Origin of the sequence: Streptococcus sp. S5 (genome assembly GCF_034134805.1) — a bacterium.
Lineage (GTDB): Bacteria > Bacillota > Bacilli > Lactobacillales > Streptococcaceae > Streptococcus > Streptococcus lingualis.
Genome location: NZ_CP139419.1, coordinates 695,971 through 711,896, shown reverse-complemented (window position 1 = coordinate 711,896; position 15,926 = coordinate 695,971). Strand labels below are relative to the sequence as shown.

Annotated in this window: 13 protein-coding genes and 1 riboswitch; of the genes, 1 reads left to right on the top strand and 12 read right to left on the bottom strand. The window is 42.8% G+C overall.

The annotated features are described in order from the left end of the window. Positions 1 to 13 precede the first annotated feature (13 nt). The 12 genes from SM123_RS03255 to SM123_RS03200 form a co-directional block, all read right to left on the bottom strand. Positions 14 to 724 (bottom strand): ABC transporter ATP-binding protein, encoded by a 711-nt coding sequence (locus SM123_RS03255; protein ID WP_003005434.1) that lies wholly within the window; start codon positions 722 to 724, stop codon positions 14 to 16. Beyond that, positions 724 to 1,488, bottom strand: a complete 765-nt coding sequence (locus SM123_RS03250; RefSeq protein WP_003005595.1) for an ABC transporter ATP-binding protein — start codon at positions 1,486 to 1,488, stop codon at positions 724 to 726. The genes SM123_RS03255 and SM123_RS03250 overlap by 1 nt, the downstream gene beginning before the upstream one ends. After that, positions 1,488 to 2,435, bottom strand: a complete 948-nt coding sequence (locus SM123_RS03245) for a branched-chain amino acid ABC transporter permease (RefSeq protein WP_205011637.1) — start codon at positions 2,433 to 2,435, stop codon at positions 1,488 to 1,490. Before SM123_RS03245 ends, SM123_RS03250 begins: the two co-directional genes overlap by 1 nt. A 3-nt stretch (positions 2,436 to 2,438) precedes the next feature. Next, positions 2,439 to 3,308 carry a branched-chain amino acid ABC transporter permease gene (locus SM123_RS03240; protein WP_021153669.1) on the bottom strand — a complete coding sequence of 290 codons (870 nt, stop codon included), beginning with the start codon at positions 3,306 to 3,308 and terminating at the stop codon, positions 2,439 to 2,441. Positions 3,309 to 3,389: 81 nt separating this feature from the next. Beyond that, positions 3,390 to 4,547 carry an ABC transporter substrate-binding protein gene (locus SM123_RS03235; RefSeq protein WP_023918808.1) on the bottom strand — a complete coding sequence of 386 codons (1,158 nt, stop codon included), beginning with the start codon at positions 4,545 to 4,547 and terminating at the stop codon, positions 3,390 to 3,392. A 108-nt stretch (positions 4,548 to 4,655) separates the two neighbouring features. Next, positions 4,656 to 4,934, bottom strand: a complete 279-nt coding sequence (locus SM123_RS03230; RefSeq protein WP_023918810.1) for a DUF2129 domain-containing protein — start codon at positions 4,932 to 4,934, stop codon at positions 4,656 to 4,658. Between the two features lie 277 nt (positions 4,935 to 5,211). After that, positions 5,212 to 5,802 carry an ATP-dependent Clp protease proteolytic subunit gene (locus tag SM123_RS03225; RefSeq protein ID WP_155126695.1) on the bottom strand — a complete coding sequence of 197 codons (591 nt, stop codon included), beginning with the start codon at positions 5,800 to 5,802 and terminating at the stop codon, positions 5,212 to 5,214. Positions 5,803 to 5,930: 128 nt separating this feature from the next. Then, positions 5,931 to 6,560: a uracil phosphoribosyltransferase gene (gene upp, locus SM123_RS03220; RefSeq protein ID WP_003005574.1), complete on the bottom strand. Its 630-nt coding sequence runs from the start codon at positions 6,558 to 6,560 to the stop codon at positions 5,931 to 5,933. Between the two features lie 219 nt (positions 6,561 to 6,779). Further along, positions 6,780 to 9,440: a magnesium-translocating P-type ATPase gene (gene mgtA, locus SM123_RS03215; RefSeq protein WP_023918811.1), complete on the bottom strand. Its 2,661-nt coding sequence runs from the start codon at positions 9,438 to 9,440 to the stop codon at positions 6,780 to 6,782. A 207-nt stretch (positions 9,441 to 9,647) separates the two neighbouring features. Then, a riboswitch (M-box (ykoK) riboswitch) is annotated at positions 9,648 to 9,805 on the bottom strand. Between the two features lie 35 nt (positions 9,806 to 9,840). Beyond that, positions 9,841 to 11,004, bottom strand: coding sequence for a MalY/PatB family protein (locus tag SM123_RS03210; protein WP_023918813.1), 1,164 nt, complete (start codon positions 11,002 to 11,004; stop codon positions 9,841 to 9,843). Position 11,005: 1 nt separating this feature from the next. Beyond that, on the bottom strand, positions 11,006 to 12,103 hold the full coding sequence (locus tag SM123_RS03205) for a cystathionine gamma-synthase (protein WP_070506858.1): 1,098 nt from the start codon (positions 12,101 to 12,103) through the stop codon (positions 11,006 to 11,008). A gap of 407 nt (positions 12,104 to 12,510) precedes the next feature. Beyond that, positions 12,511 to 14,139, bottom strand: coding sequence for a putative polysaccharide biosynthesis protein (locus tag SM123_RS03200; RefSeq protein WP_320909810.1), 1,629 nt, complete (start codon positions 14,137 to 14,139; stop codon positions 12,511 to 12,513). 87 nt (positions 14,140 to 14,226) lie between these two features. Here SM123_RS03200 and SM123_RS03195 point away from each other — a divergent pair, with 87 nt between their 5' ends. Then, positions 14,227 to 15,672 (top strand): UDP-N-acetylmuramoyl-L-alanyl-D-glutamate--L-lysine ligase, encoded by a 1,446-nt coding sequence (locus SM123_RS03195; RefSeq protein WP_320909809.1) that lies wholly within the window; start codon positions 14,227 to 14,229, stop codon positions 15,670 to 15,672. The last annotated feature ends 254 nt before the right edge of the window (positions 15,673 to 15,926 follow it).

The window sequence follows — 15,926 nt, the reverse complement described above, 5'->3', positions numbered from 1 at the left end:
AACTTTAGAAATCTTATCCACCAAGGTAGGCCTTGCGGACTTCTTCTGAGGCTAAGAGTTCTTTTCCTGTTCCGGTAAGAACGACTTTCCCTGTTTCCAAAACATAACCGCGGTCTGCGATGGCAAGAGCCTTGTTGGCATTTTGCTCGATCAAGAGAACAGTTGTCCCTTGTTTTTGGATATCTTGGATGATATCAAAGATTTCTTGGATAAAGATTGGGGCCAATCCCATAGAAGGTTCATCCAGAAGCAAGAGTTTTGGCGTTGACATAAGTGCACGACCCATTGCAAGCATTTGTTGTTCCCCACCAGATAGGGTTGCTGCATCTTGGTTCTTCCGTTCTTCCAAACGTGGGAAACGGGAGAAGACTTTCTTCAAGTTAGCTTGATTTTCTTCTCGATCTTTCTTCAAGAAAGCTCCCATCTCCAAGTTTTCCATAACAGTTAAGCCTGGAAAGACGTGGCGGCCTTCTGGAACTTGAGAGAGTCCTGCTGCTACAATCTTTTGAGCCGGAACCTTTTGAATCTCCTGACCTAAAAACTCGATTTTCCCAGCACTTGGACGCACCAAACCTGAAATCGTACGAAGAATAGATGTTTTCCCAGCACCGTTAGCACCGATAAGAGAAACAACTTCCCCTTCATTCACCTCGAAACTGACATCACGGACAGCCTGGATCATGCCATAGTGTACAGAAAGATTTTCAACTTTTAACATAGACATTAGGCTTCACCTCCTAGATAGGCTTCGATTACGCGTTTGTTGGTCTTGATTTCATCTGGCGTACCATGGGCAATCAAGCGACCATATTCCAATACATAAATCCGTTCCGTTACTTCCATAACCAAGCTCATATCGTGCTCGATCAGCATGATCGTAATATTAAATTCTTTTTGAATGCGACGGATCAATTGGGTTAATTCTGCTGTTTCTTGAGGGTTCATCCCTGCAGCAGGTTCATCCAAGAAGAGGATTTTTGGCTCTGTCGCAAGGGCACGAACGATCTCCAAGTGACGTTGTTGTCCGTAAGCTAAGTTTTTGGCCAAGGTATCTGCTTCTTTTTCCAAACCAAAAATCGCTAACAATTCAAGGGCTTTCGCTTTCAAAGCTTCTTCATTCTTGTAATAGCTTGGCAAGCGGAAAAGACTCGCAAAGACATGTGGTTTGTGGTGATTGGCAAAGGCAATCAAGACATTGTCCAAAACGCTTAAATCTTTAAAGAGACGAATATTTTGGAAAGTCCGTCCCAGACCACCTGCAGCGATTTTATAAGGTGCTTTACCATTTAGGAGCTGACCATCTAAGGTAATGGTCCCTTCACTTGGTTCATATACCCCTGTTAGGAGGTTGAAGAGGGTTGTTTTCCCGGCACCGTTGGGTCCGATCAAACCAACCAATTCCCCTTCATTGAGTTCCATGGTCACATCCCCAACGGCTGTCAAACCACCAAAGTTTTTTGTTAAATTTTTTACTTCAAGAAGTGCCATTAGTTAGCCTCCTTTTTTGAGAGTAGTTTTTTCAAGCTGAATTCCCATGTTCCAAGAAGACCACCTGGACGGAAGATCATCACGAGAATCAAAGCCAATGAGTAAATGATCATACGTACACTTGAGAAGTCTTGAAGCACCATATTCAAGATACCCAAGACGATGGCTGCTACAACTGTTCCTGACATTGATCCCAAACCACCAAACACGACAATGATCAAGACATTAATGGTATTGGTGAAAGAGTAATCTTTAGGAACAACAGATCCGATAAAGCCAGCTTGGAGAGATCCAGCAATCGCCGCTGTGATCGCACCAAATACAAAGGCGATGACTTTGACTTTGGTCGTATTGATCCCAACAGATTCTGCTGCGATTTCATCTTCACGAACAGAAAGGGTAGAGCGTCCAATTGGACTGCGTAAGAAGTTAATCGTAAAGATCGTTGTAATGACAACAAAGAGGTAAACCAATTGCCAAGTTGTAAAGGCTGGCAAACCAAGGATCCCAGCAGCCCCATTGGTGAGAGTACCCCCATTGACGATCAAGATCCGGATGATTTCAGAAACCCCAAGTGTCGCAATCGCGAGGTAGTCCCCTTTCAAACGAAGGGTTGGAACCCCAACGATCAAGGCAACGACACCAGCAATCAAAGCACCTAAAACCATCGCGCCAAAGAAAGCACCATAGGTTGGTGATTTAGAACCGAGAATGGCTGCAGAATAGGCACCAATCGCCATAAATCCGGCATGCCCGAGCGAGAATTGACCTGAGAAACCAACAATGAGGTTCAAGCCAACTGCAAGGATAATATTAATTCCAATTTGTTCTAAAATTTGGATATAGAAGAGGTTGAGCACACCCGCTGCAACCAAGACTTGGATCAAGGCAAAACCTGCGACCAAAAGACCAAGCCAGACTATATTCACTTTTAAATTTTGTTTCATGGCTTACACCTTCTCTTTCACATTTTTACCGAGGATACCTGCTGGACGGATGAGCAAGATCACAATTAAGATGGCATACACAATGGCATCACGGAAGTCTGAAAGACCGATCGCTGTAGCGAAGGTTTCCAACAAACCGATAACAAATCCACCTAGGGCCGCACCTGGAATGATTCCGATTCCTCCAAGAACGGCTGCGACAAAGGCTTTGATCCCTGGTGTCATCCCCATCAAAGGCTCGATCGAGTTGTAATACAAACCAATCAAGACACCACCAGCACCTGCCAAGGCTGATCCCAAAGCAAAGGTAAAGCTGATCGTACGGTTTACGTTAATCCCCATCAATTGAGCGGCATCACTATCGACAGATACAGCCCGCATGGCTTTCCCCATCTTTGTCTTTTGAATAATAAATTGAAGAGCGACCATCAAGAAAACAGACACTCCCAAGATCATCAACTGAATATTGGAGATTGAAATAGGACCGAAGTTGTAACGAACCGTTTTAATCACTTGCGGGAAGGAACGGGTATTGGCCCCTACGAAGAAGACCATCCCATATTCAAGCAAGAAGGAAACCCCGATGGCTGTGATCAAGGCAGCAATCCGAGTCGAATGACGAAGCGGACGATAAGCCAGGTATTCAATTACAACCCCTAAAATAGCTGTCCCAACCATTGCTAGGAGCAAGGCTACAAAGAAGTTCACTTTCCATGAGTTCAATAAGAAATATCCCATAAAGGCACCTACCATGTAGATATCCCCATGGGCAAAGTTGATCAATTTGATAATTCCATACACCATGGTATAACCAAGGGCCAAGAGTGCATAGACACTTCCCAAGATTAGACCGTTCACTAATTGCTGGAGCATTTGAACCATCCTTTCTAACAATAAAGAGCGAGGCCAGGAATTTTCATTCTCCCAGCCTCTTGTACAAACAACAAATGATAATTATGGTTTTACAGACTCAACTGATTTGACTTTACCATCTTTCAAGCCAATCATAAGAGCTGATTTAACCGGGTTGTGGTTCTTGTCAATTGACATTGTACCAGTCACACCTTCCAAGTCTTTCAACTTCGCAAGGTTATCTTTCAATTCGACAGAGTTCTTAGCACCTTTAGATGCTTCTGCAACCATGTAAACTGAATCATAAGCCAAAGCTGCGAACATTGAAGGTTCTTCATTGTATTTCGCTTTGTATGCTTCTACGAATTTCTTGGCTTTATCAGTCATTTCACCTTCAGTAGAGAATCCAGCTACGTAGTAGATATCTGTAGCTGCAGCAGGTGTTGCTTGTTCAACGAACTTAGCATCGCTAAATCCATCCCCACCAATGATTGGTTGTTTGATTCCCATACCACGCGCTTGGTTTACGATCTTACCAGTTTCAGTGTAGTAACCTGGAAGAACAATCGCATCGAAGTCTTTATCTTTGATTTTTGTAAGGGCAGCTTGGAAGTCTGTATCCTTAGATTGGAAGGTTTCTGTTGCTACGATTTCACCTTTGTAAGATTTCTTGAAGGCTTCAGCAATCCCTTTCGCATAGTCAGATGAGTTATCGTAGTAAAGAACGACTTTCTTCGCTTTCAAGTTATCCGTTGTGTATTTGGCAATGATTTTTCCTTGGAAGCTATCGATGAAGGTTGCACGGAAAAGGTAATCTTGACCTTTTGTCAAATCATCTTGAGTTGCAGATGGTGTAACCAATGGAACACCTGCTTTACCAGCATTGGCAACCGCTGCTGCAGTAGCACCTGAAGTTGCAGGTCCTACAAGAGCGTTCACTTTTGATTGAGTGACAAGGTTTGTAGTGACTGTAGCTGCTTCAGCTGTTTCAGATTTGTTATCTTTATCTGTGACAACGATCTTCTTACCGTCAGCTCCACCCTTAGCGTTGATTTCATCAACGGCCAATTGAGCACCCTTTTGTTCAGCGCTACCGTAGGCTGCTACTTCACCAGTTTTTTCAAAGTTAAAACCGACTTTTAGTTCTTTGCCGATTTCGTTACCAGTTGTGTTTGAACCTGAAGTAGAAACTTCACCACAAGCAGCAAGAAGAGCGACACTTGCAATGGTTAAAAATGAAAGAGCAAATTTTTTCTTCATTTGTAATGATCTCCTTAAATGAATCTTAAAATAAATACATTAAGAATATACCGAATTATCTGACAATTGTCAATAAAAAAAACGCAATCCATCAAATGATTGCGTTTTCTAAACTTCTGTTACCACAGATGGGGTCTCCAATCGTTGCAAACTCCCCACAAAATCTGTATCTAAATCTTTGAGATGGCAAGGCAAGACTTTTTTGACATAACGTTCTTTCTTTAAGTCTTCCATGACTTGATCCGCCTTGTCACTGTCCACATACAATTGGACATAACGGCATTTCTTAGAATGGTACAAGACATCTCCGACTGATTGTAATTTTTTCCCGTCGCGATTGTAATACAATTTAACAATTAAGCCTGTTCTTTCTTGTTTCTCAAACATGGTCAATCCCTTTCTCGTTCTGTTACTAGTATATCAAATTTCAAGAAAAAGAACTACTCTTTTATGAGAGCAAAAAAGAGAGTGGGACAGAAATCGGTCATTCGTTAGAATTCGATTTCGTCGTCCCACCTCCGCACAGTTGAGTAGGGCTGTAAAAGCTGATGAAATCAGCGAAGTAGAGCCCACTCAACCACTGCGTTTTGCTCGACAACCCAAAAATAATTGAGAGGCTAGGACTTTTGTCCCAGCCTCTTGACGGGCCTTCCCACAGGATGGTTTAGCCCAATTTATTATTGGCCATGATTTCATCAATAAAGCCATATTCAAGTGTTTCTTGTGCGCTCATCCAATTATCACGTTCCGCATCAGCATGCACTTTTTTAATGGATTGACCTGAATTTTCCGCAAGGATTTTTTCCAAGTTATTCCGTGTTTTGAGCAAGTGTTCTGCTGCAATCGCCATATCGGTTTGTTGGGTACCACCACCAGTACCACCCATTGGTTGGTGAATCATGTACTCGGCGTTTGGCAACATGAAGCGTTTGCCCTTCGCACCGCTTGAAGCGATAATTGTTCCCATAGAAGCTGCCATCCCCATGACAATGGTTTGGACATCTGACTTGATAAAGTTCATGGTATCTACGATGGCAAGACCTGCAGAGACAGAGCCTCCTGGTGTATTGATATACATATAGATATCTTTTGTATTATCTTGGGCATCCAAGAAGAGCAATTGAGCGATAATGGAGTTAGCCATTTGGTCCTCAACGGGTCCTGTTACCATGATAATTCGATCTTTCAACAGACGGGAATAAATATCGTAAGAACGTTCTCCACGACTGGTTTGTTCAATAACTACTGGAATCATCTATTCTTCTCCTTTAGTATCCATTCATTCTCACGATTCGTGAGGTTCAAAGTATATGTGCTATTATAAACCAATGGTCAAAAAAGGTCAAATATTAAGCACCTTTCGGACGAATCATGAATGGTTTCTTATTTGGTACCGAATAAACGGTCACCCGCATCTCCAAGACCAGGAACAATGTAGCCATGTTCATTCAAATGATCATCGAGGGCTGCTGTAAAGATATCAACATCTGGGTGAGCTTCTTGAAGAGCTTTCACCCCTTCTGGCGCTGATACCAAGCAGACAAATTTGATATGGCTAGCGCCACGTTTTTTCAAGGAATCAATCGCTAGAATAGCGGATCCACCCGTAGCAAGCATCGGGTCTACTACAAAGATACGACGTTGATCAATATCTTCTGGCAATTTCACCAAGTATTCAACTGGTTTCAAGGTTTCTTCATCACGGTACATCCCGATATGGCCAACCTTAGCAGCTGGTACCAAACTCAAGAGACCATCAACCATCCCAATCCCTGCACGAAGAATTGGGACAATAGCCAATTTCTTACCTGCGATTTGTTTTTGAACGGTTTTGGTAATAGGAGTTTCAATTTCAACATCCTCAAGAGGCAATTCACGCAACACTTCGTAGCCCATCAACATAGCAATCTCATCTACCAATTCACGAAAGGCCTTCGTAGAGGTATCTGTACGACGAAGAATAGACAATTTGTGTTGAATCAGTGGATGTGTAATAACTTCTAATTTTCCCATTTTGAGATCCTTCTTTCTAAGCTGTTATTATTCAAAAAAGAGCTATGATAAAAGTGGAGTCAAGCTCTACTCTTTCTTTCAGTCCCTCTTTGATACTCACAGCACATGGAAATCTTCATTTCCAACTTTACATTCTTCTTATTATACCAAATTTTACAAAAAAAAGAGAGCCCTTACACTTAATTTTTTAAGTTCGGACTCACTCTTTCTATCAATCAATTACAACCATTCTTTGTATTTCTTAATATAGATACGTTTGACAACCGTCACACTCAGCATATAGAGGACGATAATCGCAAACAATAGAACAAAGTACAATCCATTTAGTTGGCTCAACTTCAAGATAGAAGCCAAAGGACTATATGGAAGGGAGGTTACAAAGAAGGCTGCTGCTAAGGTCGTCACCACGACTGAGAAGGCTGGACGACTTTGGATAAATGGCAGTTTTGGTGAACGCAACATATGAATAACCATGGTTTGAGACCACATAGATTCGATAAACCATCCGGTTTGAAACACCATGATAAAGGCTGCTGCATCTGTTGCTCCATGGTTGTAGCCATGACCTAAAATCATAGGAACAACAAGGAAGTAAAGAAGCATGTAGGTAATAATATCAAATACAGATGAAATTGGACCAATCCAGGCCATAAAGCGCATGATAGAGTTTGCTTCCCAGATACGAGGTTTCTTGAGGAATTCCTTGTCGACATTGTCAAAAGGAAGGGCGATACAAGAAAGATCATAGATAAGATTGAGCACAATCAAATGAACAGGAGCCATTGGAAGGAAAGGCAAAAAGATGCTGGCGAAGAGCAGAGAGAAGATGTTCCCGAAGTTAGAAGAGACCGTCATCTTGATGTACTTGGTCATATTGGCATAGACCTTGCGGCCTTCAACCAAACCTTTTTCAAGGACCATCAAATCCTTATCCAGAAGGATGACATCTGCCGTTTCCTTGGCGATATCCACAGCGGTATCCACGGAGATCCCAACGTCTGAGACCTTCATGGATGGAGCATCGTTGATCCCATCTCCCATGTAACCAACCTTGTGGCCATTATTCTTGAGGCAGAGGATGATCCGCGCTTTTTGATCTGGTGATAGTTTGGCAAAGACCGTTGTTGTTTCCACAACTTCTGCTAACTCTTGGTCTGTCATCGTATCGATTTCGCTTCCCAAAAGAATCCGCTCGACATCTAGTCCTACTTTTTCACAGACAGCTTGGGTGACCTTTTCATTGTCCCCAGTTAAGATCTTGGTGGTTACCCCATACTCTGCAAGAGCTTTGATTGCTGGAGCTGCAGAAGGTTTTGGTGGATCAAGAAAGGCAAGGTAACCGGTTAGGATCATGTCTCGTTCATCTTCAACACTAAAGATGTCATTTTCGTCCAAGTCGGTTTTGTAGCTGACGCCCAAAACACGAAGACCTTGTTCATTTAATTGAGCAACTTCAGCGAGGACCTCTTGACGGACTTCATCTGTCAGGCGTTTAATCTCCCCCTTGTACTCAACATAAGTCGATACAGAAAGCATTTCTTCCAAGGCACCCTTGGTCACCATGCTGACCACACCGTCTTCGTCTTTGACAATGACACTCATGCGACGACGTTCAAAATCAAAGGGCAATTCATCAATCTTATGGAAGGTTTGATCCAGATCGCGAACAATCTCATGTTTCTTGGCTTCTTTCTGGGTCCGATTGATAATCGCTCGGTCCATCAAATTTTTTAGCCCGGTTTGGAAATAGGAATTCAAGTAAGCTCGGCGAAGGACTGATAGATCCAATTCGCCATGGATATCAAGCGGATACTCCAAAACGATTTCATCTTGGGTCAAGGTACCTGTCTTATCAGTACACAAAATATCAATAGCCCCAAGGTCTTGGATGGCATTGAGTTTTTTGATAACGACTTTTTCCTTGGCCATGATGATGGAGCCCTTAGCAAGACTCGCCGTAATAATCATCGGCAGCATTTCCGGAGTCAAACCAACCCCAACGCTGAGGGCAAAGACACCCGCTTCTAACCAGTCACCATCTGTGAGACCATTGATCACAAAGACAACGGGCACCATCACTAACATGAGCCGAATCAAGAGCCAAGAGATGGTATTCATTTCTCTCTCAAATGAGGTTGGTTCGTCATAGGTGTTGATGGTTTGCTCAATAGCTCCCATCATGGTTTCATCCCCCACGACCAGGACCAAGGCTGTTGCCCGTCCGGAGATGACATTGGTTCCCATGAAGGCCAAGCTTTCACTCGCCAAGAGACTATCTAAATTTTGACTCTCAGCCTTGCTGAGACAAATCTTTTCAACAGCATCACTTTCCCCTGTAAGACCAGATTGTTGGACAAAGAAGTCACGGGAATCGATCAAGACCACATCTGCTGGAATCATATCGCCGGCACTCAGTTTGATCACATCTCCTACGACGATTTCATCGATCGGAATTTCTTGTTCTGATCCATCACGAAGAACGGTCGCTGTATTGACAATCATACGTGATAAGTTGCTAGCTGCTTTGTCGCTCCGCAATTCTTGAATGAAGCGGATACCACCAGAGATCAGGACCAAGGTCACAATGATGATGGAGGTCGTTGGATCCTGTTCACCTGGTTTTGCTAGCCAGACATTAGTAATGAAGGAAACCAGCGCAATGACTAACAAAATCACTGTAAAAGGATTGATGATGGATTCGTAGATCTTTTTGATCATGGAATCTTCTTGACCTTTTGTGATGACATTTTCGCCATAGGCATCGCGGTTTTCTTCTACTTGATCGTCAACTAAACCAAGGGCACTGGTTTTGTAGTTGGCAAAGGTGCTTTCAAGTGGTTCTTGAAGAGCAGCAATGAGTCTTTCTTTATTTGTTTGCATTGGTATCTCCTTTTTCAATCAGGAGCCAATCACTTTTGGAGTCCCTACGACACAAATCAGCGATTGGCTGGTTCGGTGCGGTTCGGGATGATCGTCGATTTGTATCATAGCTCTCTCCTTTCTCTTTTCTTGGTAAGGCATAAAAAAGAGTCCTACCCTCGATCGGTAGGACTCATGAAACTCGTCATTTATTTTTCAATCAAAACTCTCAAAAAACTGACCGTCCAAGCTTTAGCTCCACAAGGCAATGAAATGAGCTTAGTCTTGACCTTTGCGATCAGGACTGTTAACCAACGAGTAGTGTCTCCACTGCTTTGCGGTAGTCATCCGTATCCTTGTGGTAGCCTCACCTACCGTATTTCGAGTTTATTTTACTCCTTCACTCACAGAAAGTCAACACTTATTTGTGAAAAGTTTCCACCAAGCGTTTGGTGATTTCTTCAATGAGGGTGAAAGGGGCTGCTACATTGAGGCGAGCATGCAAGTTTCCTTCTTTTCCAAAATCTGTTCCACGGTTCAAAATCAATTTGGCTTGGTCATGAATTTTAGCATGCAGCTCATCATCGGTATAAGGATAGGCTGAAAAGTCCAACCAAAGAAGATAGGTGCCTTGGGGTTTCATGACACGGATTTTGGTCTTTTCATGCAATTCATCTACCACATAGTCGATGTGTTTTTCAAAAACTTGCTTGAGCTCTGTCAACCAAGGCTTGCCATGACGATAAGCCGCTTCTGTAGCAATATACCCTAAGCCTGAGATTTCATGTTGATTATTAGTCAATTGCCGTTGTTTAAAAGCCGTACGAAGCTTTGGATTTTCAATGACCACATAGGAATTTTTTGTTCCTGCAATATTGAAAGTCTTGGTTGCACTGGTTAAGATCAAACTGAAGTCTTTAAAGATTGGATCAACCGTGTTAAAGCTGGTATGACGGTGGCCAAACAAGGCCAAATCTTGGTGGATCTCATCTGAAACGAGAAGGACACCATGTTTTTGACAGAGGTGGCCGATTTTTTCCAAGACTTCACGATCCCATACACGGCCTCCAGGATTGTGCGGATTACACAAAACATAGAGTTTAACTTCTTGCTCCACAATGTCTTTTTCGAGCTGATCAAAATCAATTTGGAAAAGACCATCCTTTTCAACTAATGAATTTTCGATCAATTTTCGACGATTGAGTTTGACACTTCTGGCAAATGGAGGATAGACCGGCGTATTGATTAAGACAGCATCCCCTTCCTTAGTAAAGGCTTGAATAGCTGTTGAAATGGCTGGAACAACACCTTCGATAAAGACGACAGCTTCCTTGTCAAAGGAATAGCCGTGCTCTTCTTTTTCCCAATCAAGGATAGACTGGTAGAGGGTATCCGATGCGTAGGTGTAGCCATAGACCATTTGGTCCGCATAACCGATCACCGCTTCTCGTACTTCTGGAATGACATTAAAATCCATGTCCGCGATCCAAGCCGGAATGATTTCTGGATCTGTCTCTGTTTCTTTCCACTTGTAGGTATGGTGGGTCAAGCGATTCGGTAAAGTCGTGAAATCATATTTGGTCATCTTAAGCCTCCAATGCTTGTTTCAAATCGTCAATCAAGTCATCTGCATCTTCGATTCCGATAGACAAACGAAGGAGATCATCTGTCAAACCGTATGAATGACGAACTTCTGCAGGAATGTCCGCGTGAGTTTGGGTGGTAGGATAAGTGATCAAGCTTTCAACTCCGCCAAGACTTTCTGCAAAGGTAAAGACTTGAAGGGAATTCAACAAGTTAGGAATTTTTTTCTCATCTTGAATTTTAAAGGAGACCATTCCACCTTTTCCAGTGTAGAGGACTTCTTTGACCTGAGGGGAGGTTTTCAAAAACTCGACCACCTTGCGGGCATTCTCAGTGGAGCGCTCCATCCGGATAGAGAGCGTCTTGAGACCACGGATCAGCAGATAGCTGTCAAATGGGGAAAGAACAGCACCTGTCGTGTTCAAATTGTAAAAGAGTTTGTCATACAAGTCCGCATCATTTGTCACGACAACACCAGCCAAGACATCGTTGTGACCAGCTAGGTACTTGGTTGCTGAATGAAGGACAATATCCGCTCCCTCTTCAATTGGGCGTTGATAGATCGGGCTATAGAAAGTATTGTCCACCACGACTTTAGCACCTTTTGCATGGGCCAATTTGGCTAAATGAGCAATATCGAATTCAAACATCAATGGATTGGTTGGTGTTTCAATATAAAGGACATCCACCGGATCATTATCTAGATGGTGGATCAGTTCTTCTTCTGTATTGGCATAGGTGAACGAGAAGCGGCCTTCTTGCTCTTGTTGGTTAAACCAGCGGAAAGAACCTCCATAAAGGTCACGAACGGCTAAGACTTTTGAACCAACTGGGAAAATGCTAAAAGCAAGCACAATGGCTGACATTCCAGAGCTTGTCGCCAAAGCATAGTCTGCACTTTCGATAGCTGCCAAAGTCTTCTCAGCTGTTGCGCGTGTTGGATTTTTTGTACGGGTATAGTCAAAACCTGTAGACTGACCAAATTCTGGGTGCTGGTAAGTCGTAGAGAAATGCAAAGGAGTCGTTAAAGCTCCCGTTGCTTTATCCGACTTGATTCCTGCCTGTGCCAAAATAGTATTGATATTACGTTTTTTACTCATATTGCCCTCCGATAAACATTCAATCTAACTGCTTACTATTTTATCACTATTATGAGGAGAGCGGTTTTCCCATTTTCAAGACCTAGCTATAGTTTCAAACTATAAGAAAAGGCTTGGCATAAATGTCCAGCCTGAGAGTATAGACAAACAGTTCTTCTTTACAAATCGAATAAATTCTATAAAAATTTATTCGTTATAATTATTCAATCATCTATTGAAACTTTCCGCTGTGAGAAAAGTGCCTGAAACAATTCAGTTTCAGGCACTCGGAATTATTGAGACCTTAGGCTCAATAATTAGTCTTGGAACTTCAAGGAAGTTCGCTGACGTCCGTACTCACTTAAGGAAAGTTTTTAAGATAACTTTGTCCTCAATCAGAGACTGGACATAAATGTTCAGCCTTTGATTTATTTAATCCGGAATTTTTGTCTGAGACGTGCAGCTTGACCTCCGATAAAGCGGTCAAAATACCGTAGCCATAATCCTAAGGCTCCATAGATAACAACTCCTAATCCGCCAATGACGATGATATAAATCATGCTCGATACACGGCCATTTGGTGGGAAAATCCAGCCCAAAATCAAGCCTGCGATCAAGACTCCAAGTAGCATCACCACAGTCAGGATAGAACCAAGCAAGGTCCGCTTGAAGACGATGGTTCGATTAAACTGAGTGATGGTTTGGATCTCTCGATACATGAGAACGATTTGCACCATTAAGGCAATGGTCGTTGACAAAAGTGGTCCATAAGAACGAAAAACCAAAATAAATGGAATTTGTAGGACCAATTTCACCACTACACCATAAAGGAAGTAGCGAATGGCCTTACGATTTTGAAAGAGGGCTTGAATCATTGGAGACAAGACTGTGTAAAGGCCGAGAATTACGGTCTGCAACATTGCTACGATGAAGAGTCCTAAGGCCAAGCCATCTGGTTGCCCATAGAAAACCGTATAAAGTGGTTTTGCGACTGCTACTGCACCAAAGGTGGCTGGAAGTAAGAAAGCTAGCAACATGGTCAAGTTATCCTGTACGAGCTTCCCAGCCGCTTTTAGGTCCCCCTTCACATAATTCTCTGTCAAAAGAGGAATCCCGACTCCCCCAATCGAAGTCGCTACCGCAATCAAGATCATGGTGATTTTGTTTGGATTAGCAGAGAAATAACTAAACATGACCAAGAGCTGCTTTTGACTATAATCTGTGAACCAAGACATGACATTGATAAAGGTCATCTGGTCAACAATTTGGAAGAGCTGAATCGCAGAACCAGTGATAATAAAAGGAATGGCCTCACGAATCGTATCGATCAAGAGAGCCCGAGTATCAATCCCTTCACTTCCCTCTTGCTTTCTAAAAATAGAAGAGAGCAAGCCTGTCTTTGCAAGGTAATAAAAGAGCACCAGAAGGCTCGCTCCCATCCCGATAAAGGCCGCAAAGGTCGACTGCGTCACAGCTTGCACATAATCACCTGAGCCAATCTTCATAATGAAGAAGGTCGTGAGCAACATCCAGATGACCCGAATGACTTGTTCTGCAATCTGGCTTATAGCGTAAGGCTTCATGTTGTTAAAACCTTGGAAAAATCCGCGAATAACACTCATCGAAGGAAAGATCAAGACAGCCCAAGAAAGGCTCTGCATGATCGGAATCAACTCTTTTCCCCCACCTGAAAGACTCGCAAAGACAGGAGACAAAAGATACATGAGAATGGCAAATCCAAGGCCTAGAATTCCCATAAATTTCAAGAAGCCCCGAATCAAAGCAAAGCTATGATCCGCTTGGTCCCGGGTATTGTATTTGGCTACTTGCTTAGCAACAGCTACGGGTACTCCGGCTGTCGAAATCAAGAGAAACCAAGCATAGATATTGTAGCCCATTGTAAAAAGACCATTGGCTTGTGGCCCATATTTCCCCATCCAAATATACCAAGGAATAATATAAGCGGCTCCTAGCAAACGGCTGATAAAGTTGCTGGCTGTCATCCAGGCAGTCCCGCGTAGCATCTGGGCTTGCTGGTCATTTTGTTCGTGACTCATTGGTGTCCTCTTTCGTTTCTTCTTCTCTTCATTATAAACTTTTCCATGACACTTGTAAAATAGGGACTTTAGGTTTACAATAGTTTTATGATTACAATTGAACAAACCCTCAACATTTTAAAACATGACCAAAATTTCCGAGAAATTCTAGTAAATGGTGAATATTACTACCATCTAGAAGGAACAAGTTTTGATGCCATTAGCTATGATAGCCGGAAGGTTTCTGCTAGTACCCTCTTTTTTGTTAAAGGGGCGAGTTTCAAAAAAGAATACCTGGAACAGGCTATTTCTAATGGACTCGGCTTTTATGTCTCTGAAAAAGATTATGAAGTTGGCATTCCTGCCATTCTCGTCAATGATATCAAGCAGGCCATGAGCTTAATTGCTATGGAGTTTTATGGGCACCCTGAGAAACAATTAAAACTATTGGCCTTCACAGGGACTAAGGGAAAGACAACAGCGGCCTATTTTGCTTACCATATTTTGGAACAAAGTCACCGACCAGCTATGCTGTCGACTATGAATACGACGCTGGATGGTAAAAACTTCTTTAAATCGACCCTGACAACGCCAGAGAGCTTGGATCTTTTTGCCATGATGGCTGAGGCAGTAGCCAATGATCGGACCCACTTGATTATGGAAGTTTCCAGTCAAGCTTATCTGGTGAAGCGGGTTTACGGTCTGACCTTTGACGTCGGTGTTTTTCTCAACATCAGTCCAGACCATATTGGACCGATTGAACACCCAACTTTTGAGGATTATTTCTACCACAAACGTCTCCTCATGAAGAACAGCCAAGCCGTAGTCATCAATAGCGATATGGATCATTTCCAAGTTTTAGCGGATCAAGTCGCGAACCAAGACCATGATTTTTATGGAAGCCAGTCTGAGAATCAAATTGAAAACTCCAAAGCTTTCAGCTTCTCAGCCACTGGTAAATTAGCTGGAAACTATGATATCCAACTGATTGGACATTTCAACCAAGAAAATGCTGTAGCAGCAGGTCTTGCCTGTCTTCGTCTAGGCGCGAGCCTCAAGGATATCCAAAAAGGGATTGCTAAGACGCGCGTTCCTGGCCGAATGGAAGTCTTGACTCAGAAAAACGGCGCTAAGGTTTTCATCGACTATGCCCATAATGGAGATAGCTTGAAAAAACTGCTTTCAGTTGTCGAAACCCATCAAACAGGGACCATTTCACTGGTCCTTGGATCAACTGGGAATAAAGGAGAGAGTCGCCGCAAGGACTTTGGCTTACTCTTAGAAGACCATCCTGAGATCCAAGTCTTCCTCACAGCGGATGATCCCAACTATGAAGATCCTTTGGCTATCGCTGAAGAGATTAGCAGCTTCATCACGCGCCCTGTCGAGAAAATCGCAGATCGCGAACAAGCTATTCAACTGGCCATGGCAACAACCAGCAAGCCTGAAGATGCCGTCATTATCGCCGGAAAAGGAGCGGACTGCTACCAAATCGTCAATGGCGTAAAAGAAGAATATCCAGGTGATGCCGCCATCGCTGAACGTTACCTATAATCAAACGAAAGAAGGCTAGGAAAATTCCTAGCCTTAAAATGTAGATAACTTATTTTAAAGTAAAAAAAGTTAAACAATACTACAAAAAAATGAGTTCTATTTTTTAAATCGATTTAAGAAAATACCGAAACTTTCCGCTGTGAGAAAAGTGCCTGAAACAATAACGTTTCAGGCACTCGGAATTATTGAGACCTTAGGCTCAATAATTAGTCATGGAACTTCAAAGAAGTTCGCTGACGTCCGTACTCACTTAA

Bases quoted from the DNA above. Each gene is read 5' to 3' on its own strand.
- SM123_RS03245 (WP_205011637.1), bottom strand. From the start codon at position 2,435: ATGAAACAAAATTTAAAAGTGAATATAGTCTGGCTTGGTCTTTTGGTC.
- SM123_RS03205 (WP_070506858.1), bottom strand. From the start codon at position 12,103: ATGAGTAAAAAACGTAATATCAATACTATTTTGGCACAGGCAGGAATC.
- SM123_RS03210 (WP_023918813.1), bottom strand. From the start codon at position 11,004: ATGACCAAATATGATTTCACGACTTTACCGAATCGCTTGACCCACCAT.
- SM123_RS03240 (WP_021153669.1), bottom strand. From the start codon at position 3,308: ATGCTCCAGCAATTAGTGAACGGTCTAATCTTGGGAAGTGTCTATGCA.
- SM123_RS03195 (WP_320909809.1), top strand. From the start codon at position 14,227: ATGATTACAATTGAACAAACCCTCAACATTTTAAAACATGACCAAAAT.
- upp (WP_003005574.1), bottom strand. From the start codon at position 6,560: ATGGGAAAATTAGAAGTTATTACACATCCACTGATTCAACACAAATTG.
- SM123_RS03255 (WP_003005434.1), bottom strand. From the start codon at position 724: ATGTCTATGTTAAAAGTTGAAAATCTTTCTGTACACTATGGCATGATC.
- SM123_RS03235 (WP_023918808.1), bottom strand. From the start codon at position 4,547: ATGAAGAAAAAATTTGCTCTTTCATTTTTAACCATTGCAAGTGTCGCT.
- mgtA (WP_023918811.1), bottom strand. From the start codon at position 9,440: ATGCAAACAAATAAAGAAAGACTCATTGCTGCTCTTCAAGAACCACTT.
- SM123_RS03225 (WP_155126695.1), bottom strand. From the start codon at position 5,802: ATGATTCCAGTAGTTATTGAACAAACCAGTCGTGGAGAACGTTCTTAC.
- SM123_RS03200 (WP_320909810.1), bottom strand. From the start codon at position 14,139: ATGAGTCACGAACAAAATGACCAGCAAGCCCAGATGCTACGCGGGACT.
- SM123_RS03230 (WP_023918810.1), bottom strand. From the start codon at position 4,934: ATGTTTGAGAAACAAGAAAGAACAGGCTTAATTGTTAAATTGTATTAC.
- SM123_RS03250 (WP_003005595.1), bottom strand. From the start codon at position 1,488: ATGGCACTTCTTGAAGTAAAAAATTTAACAAAAAACTTTGGTGGTTTG.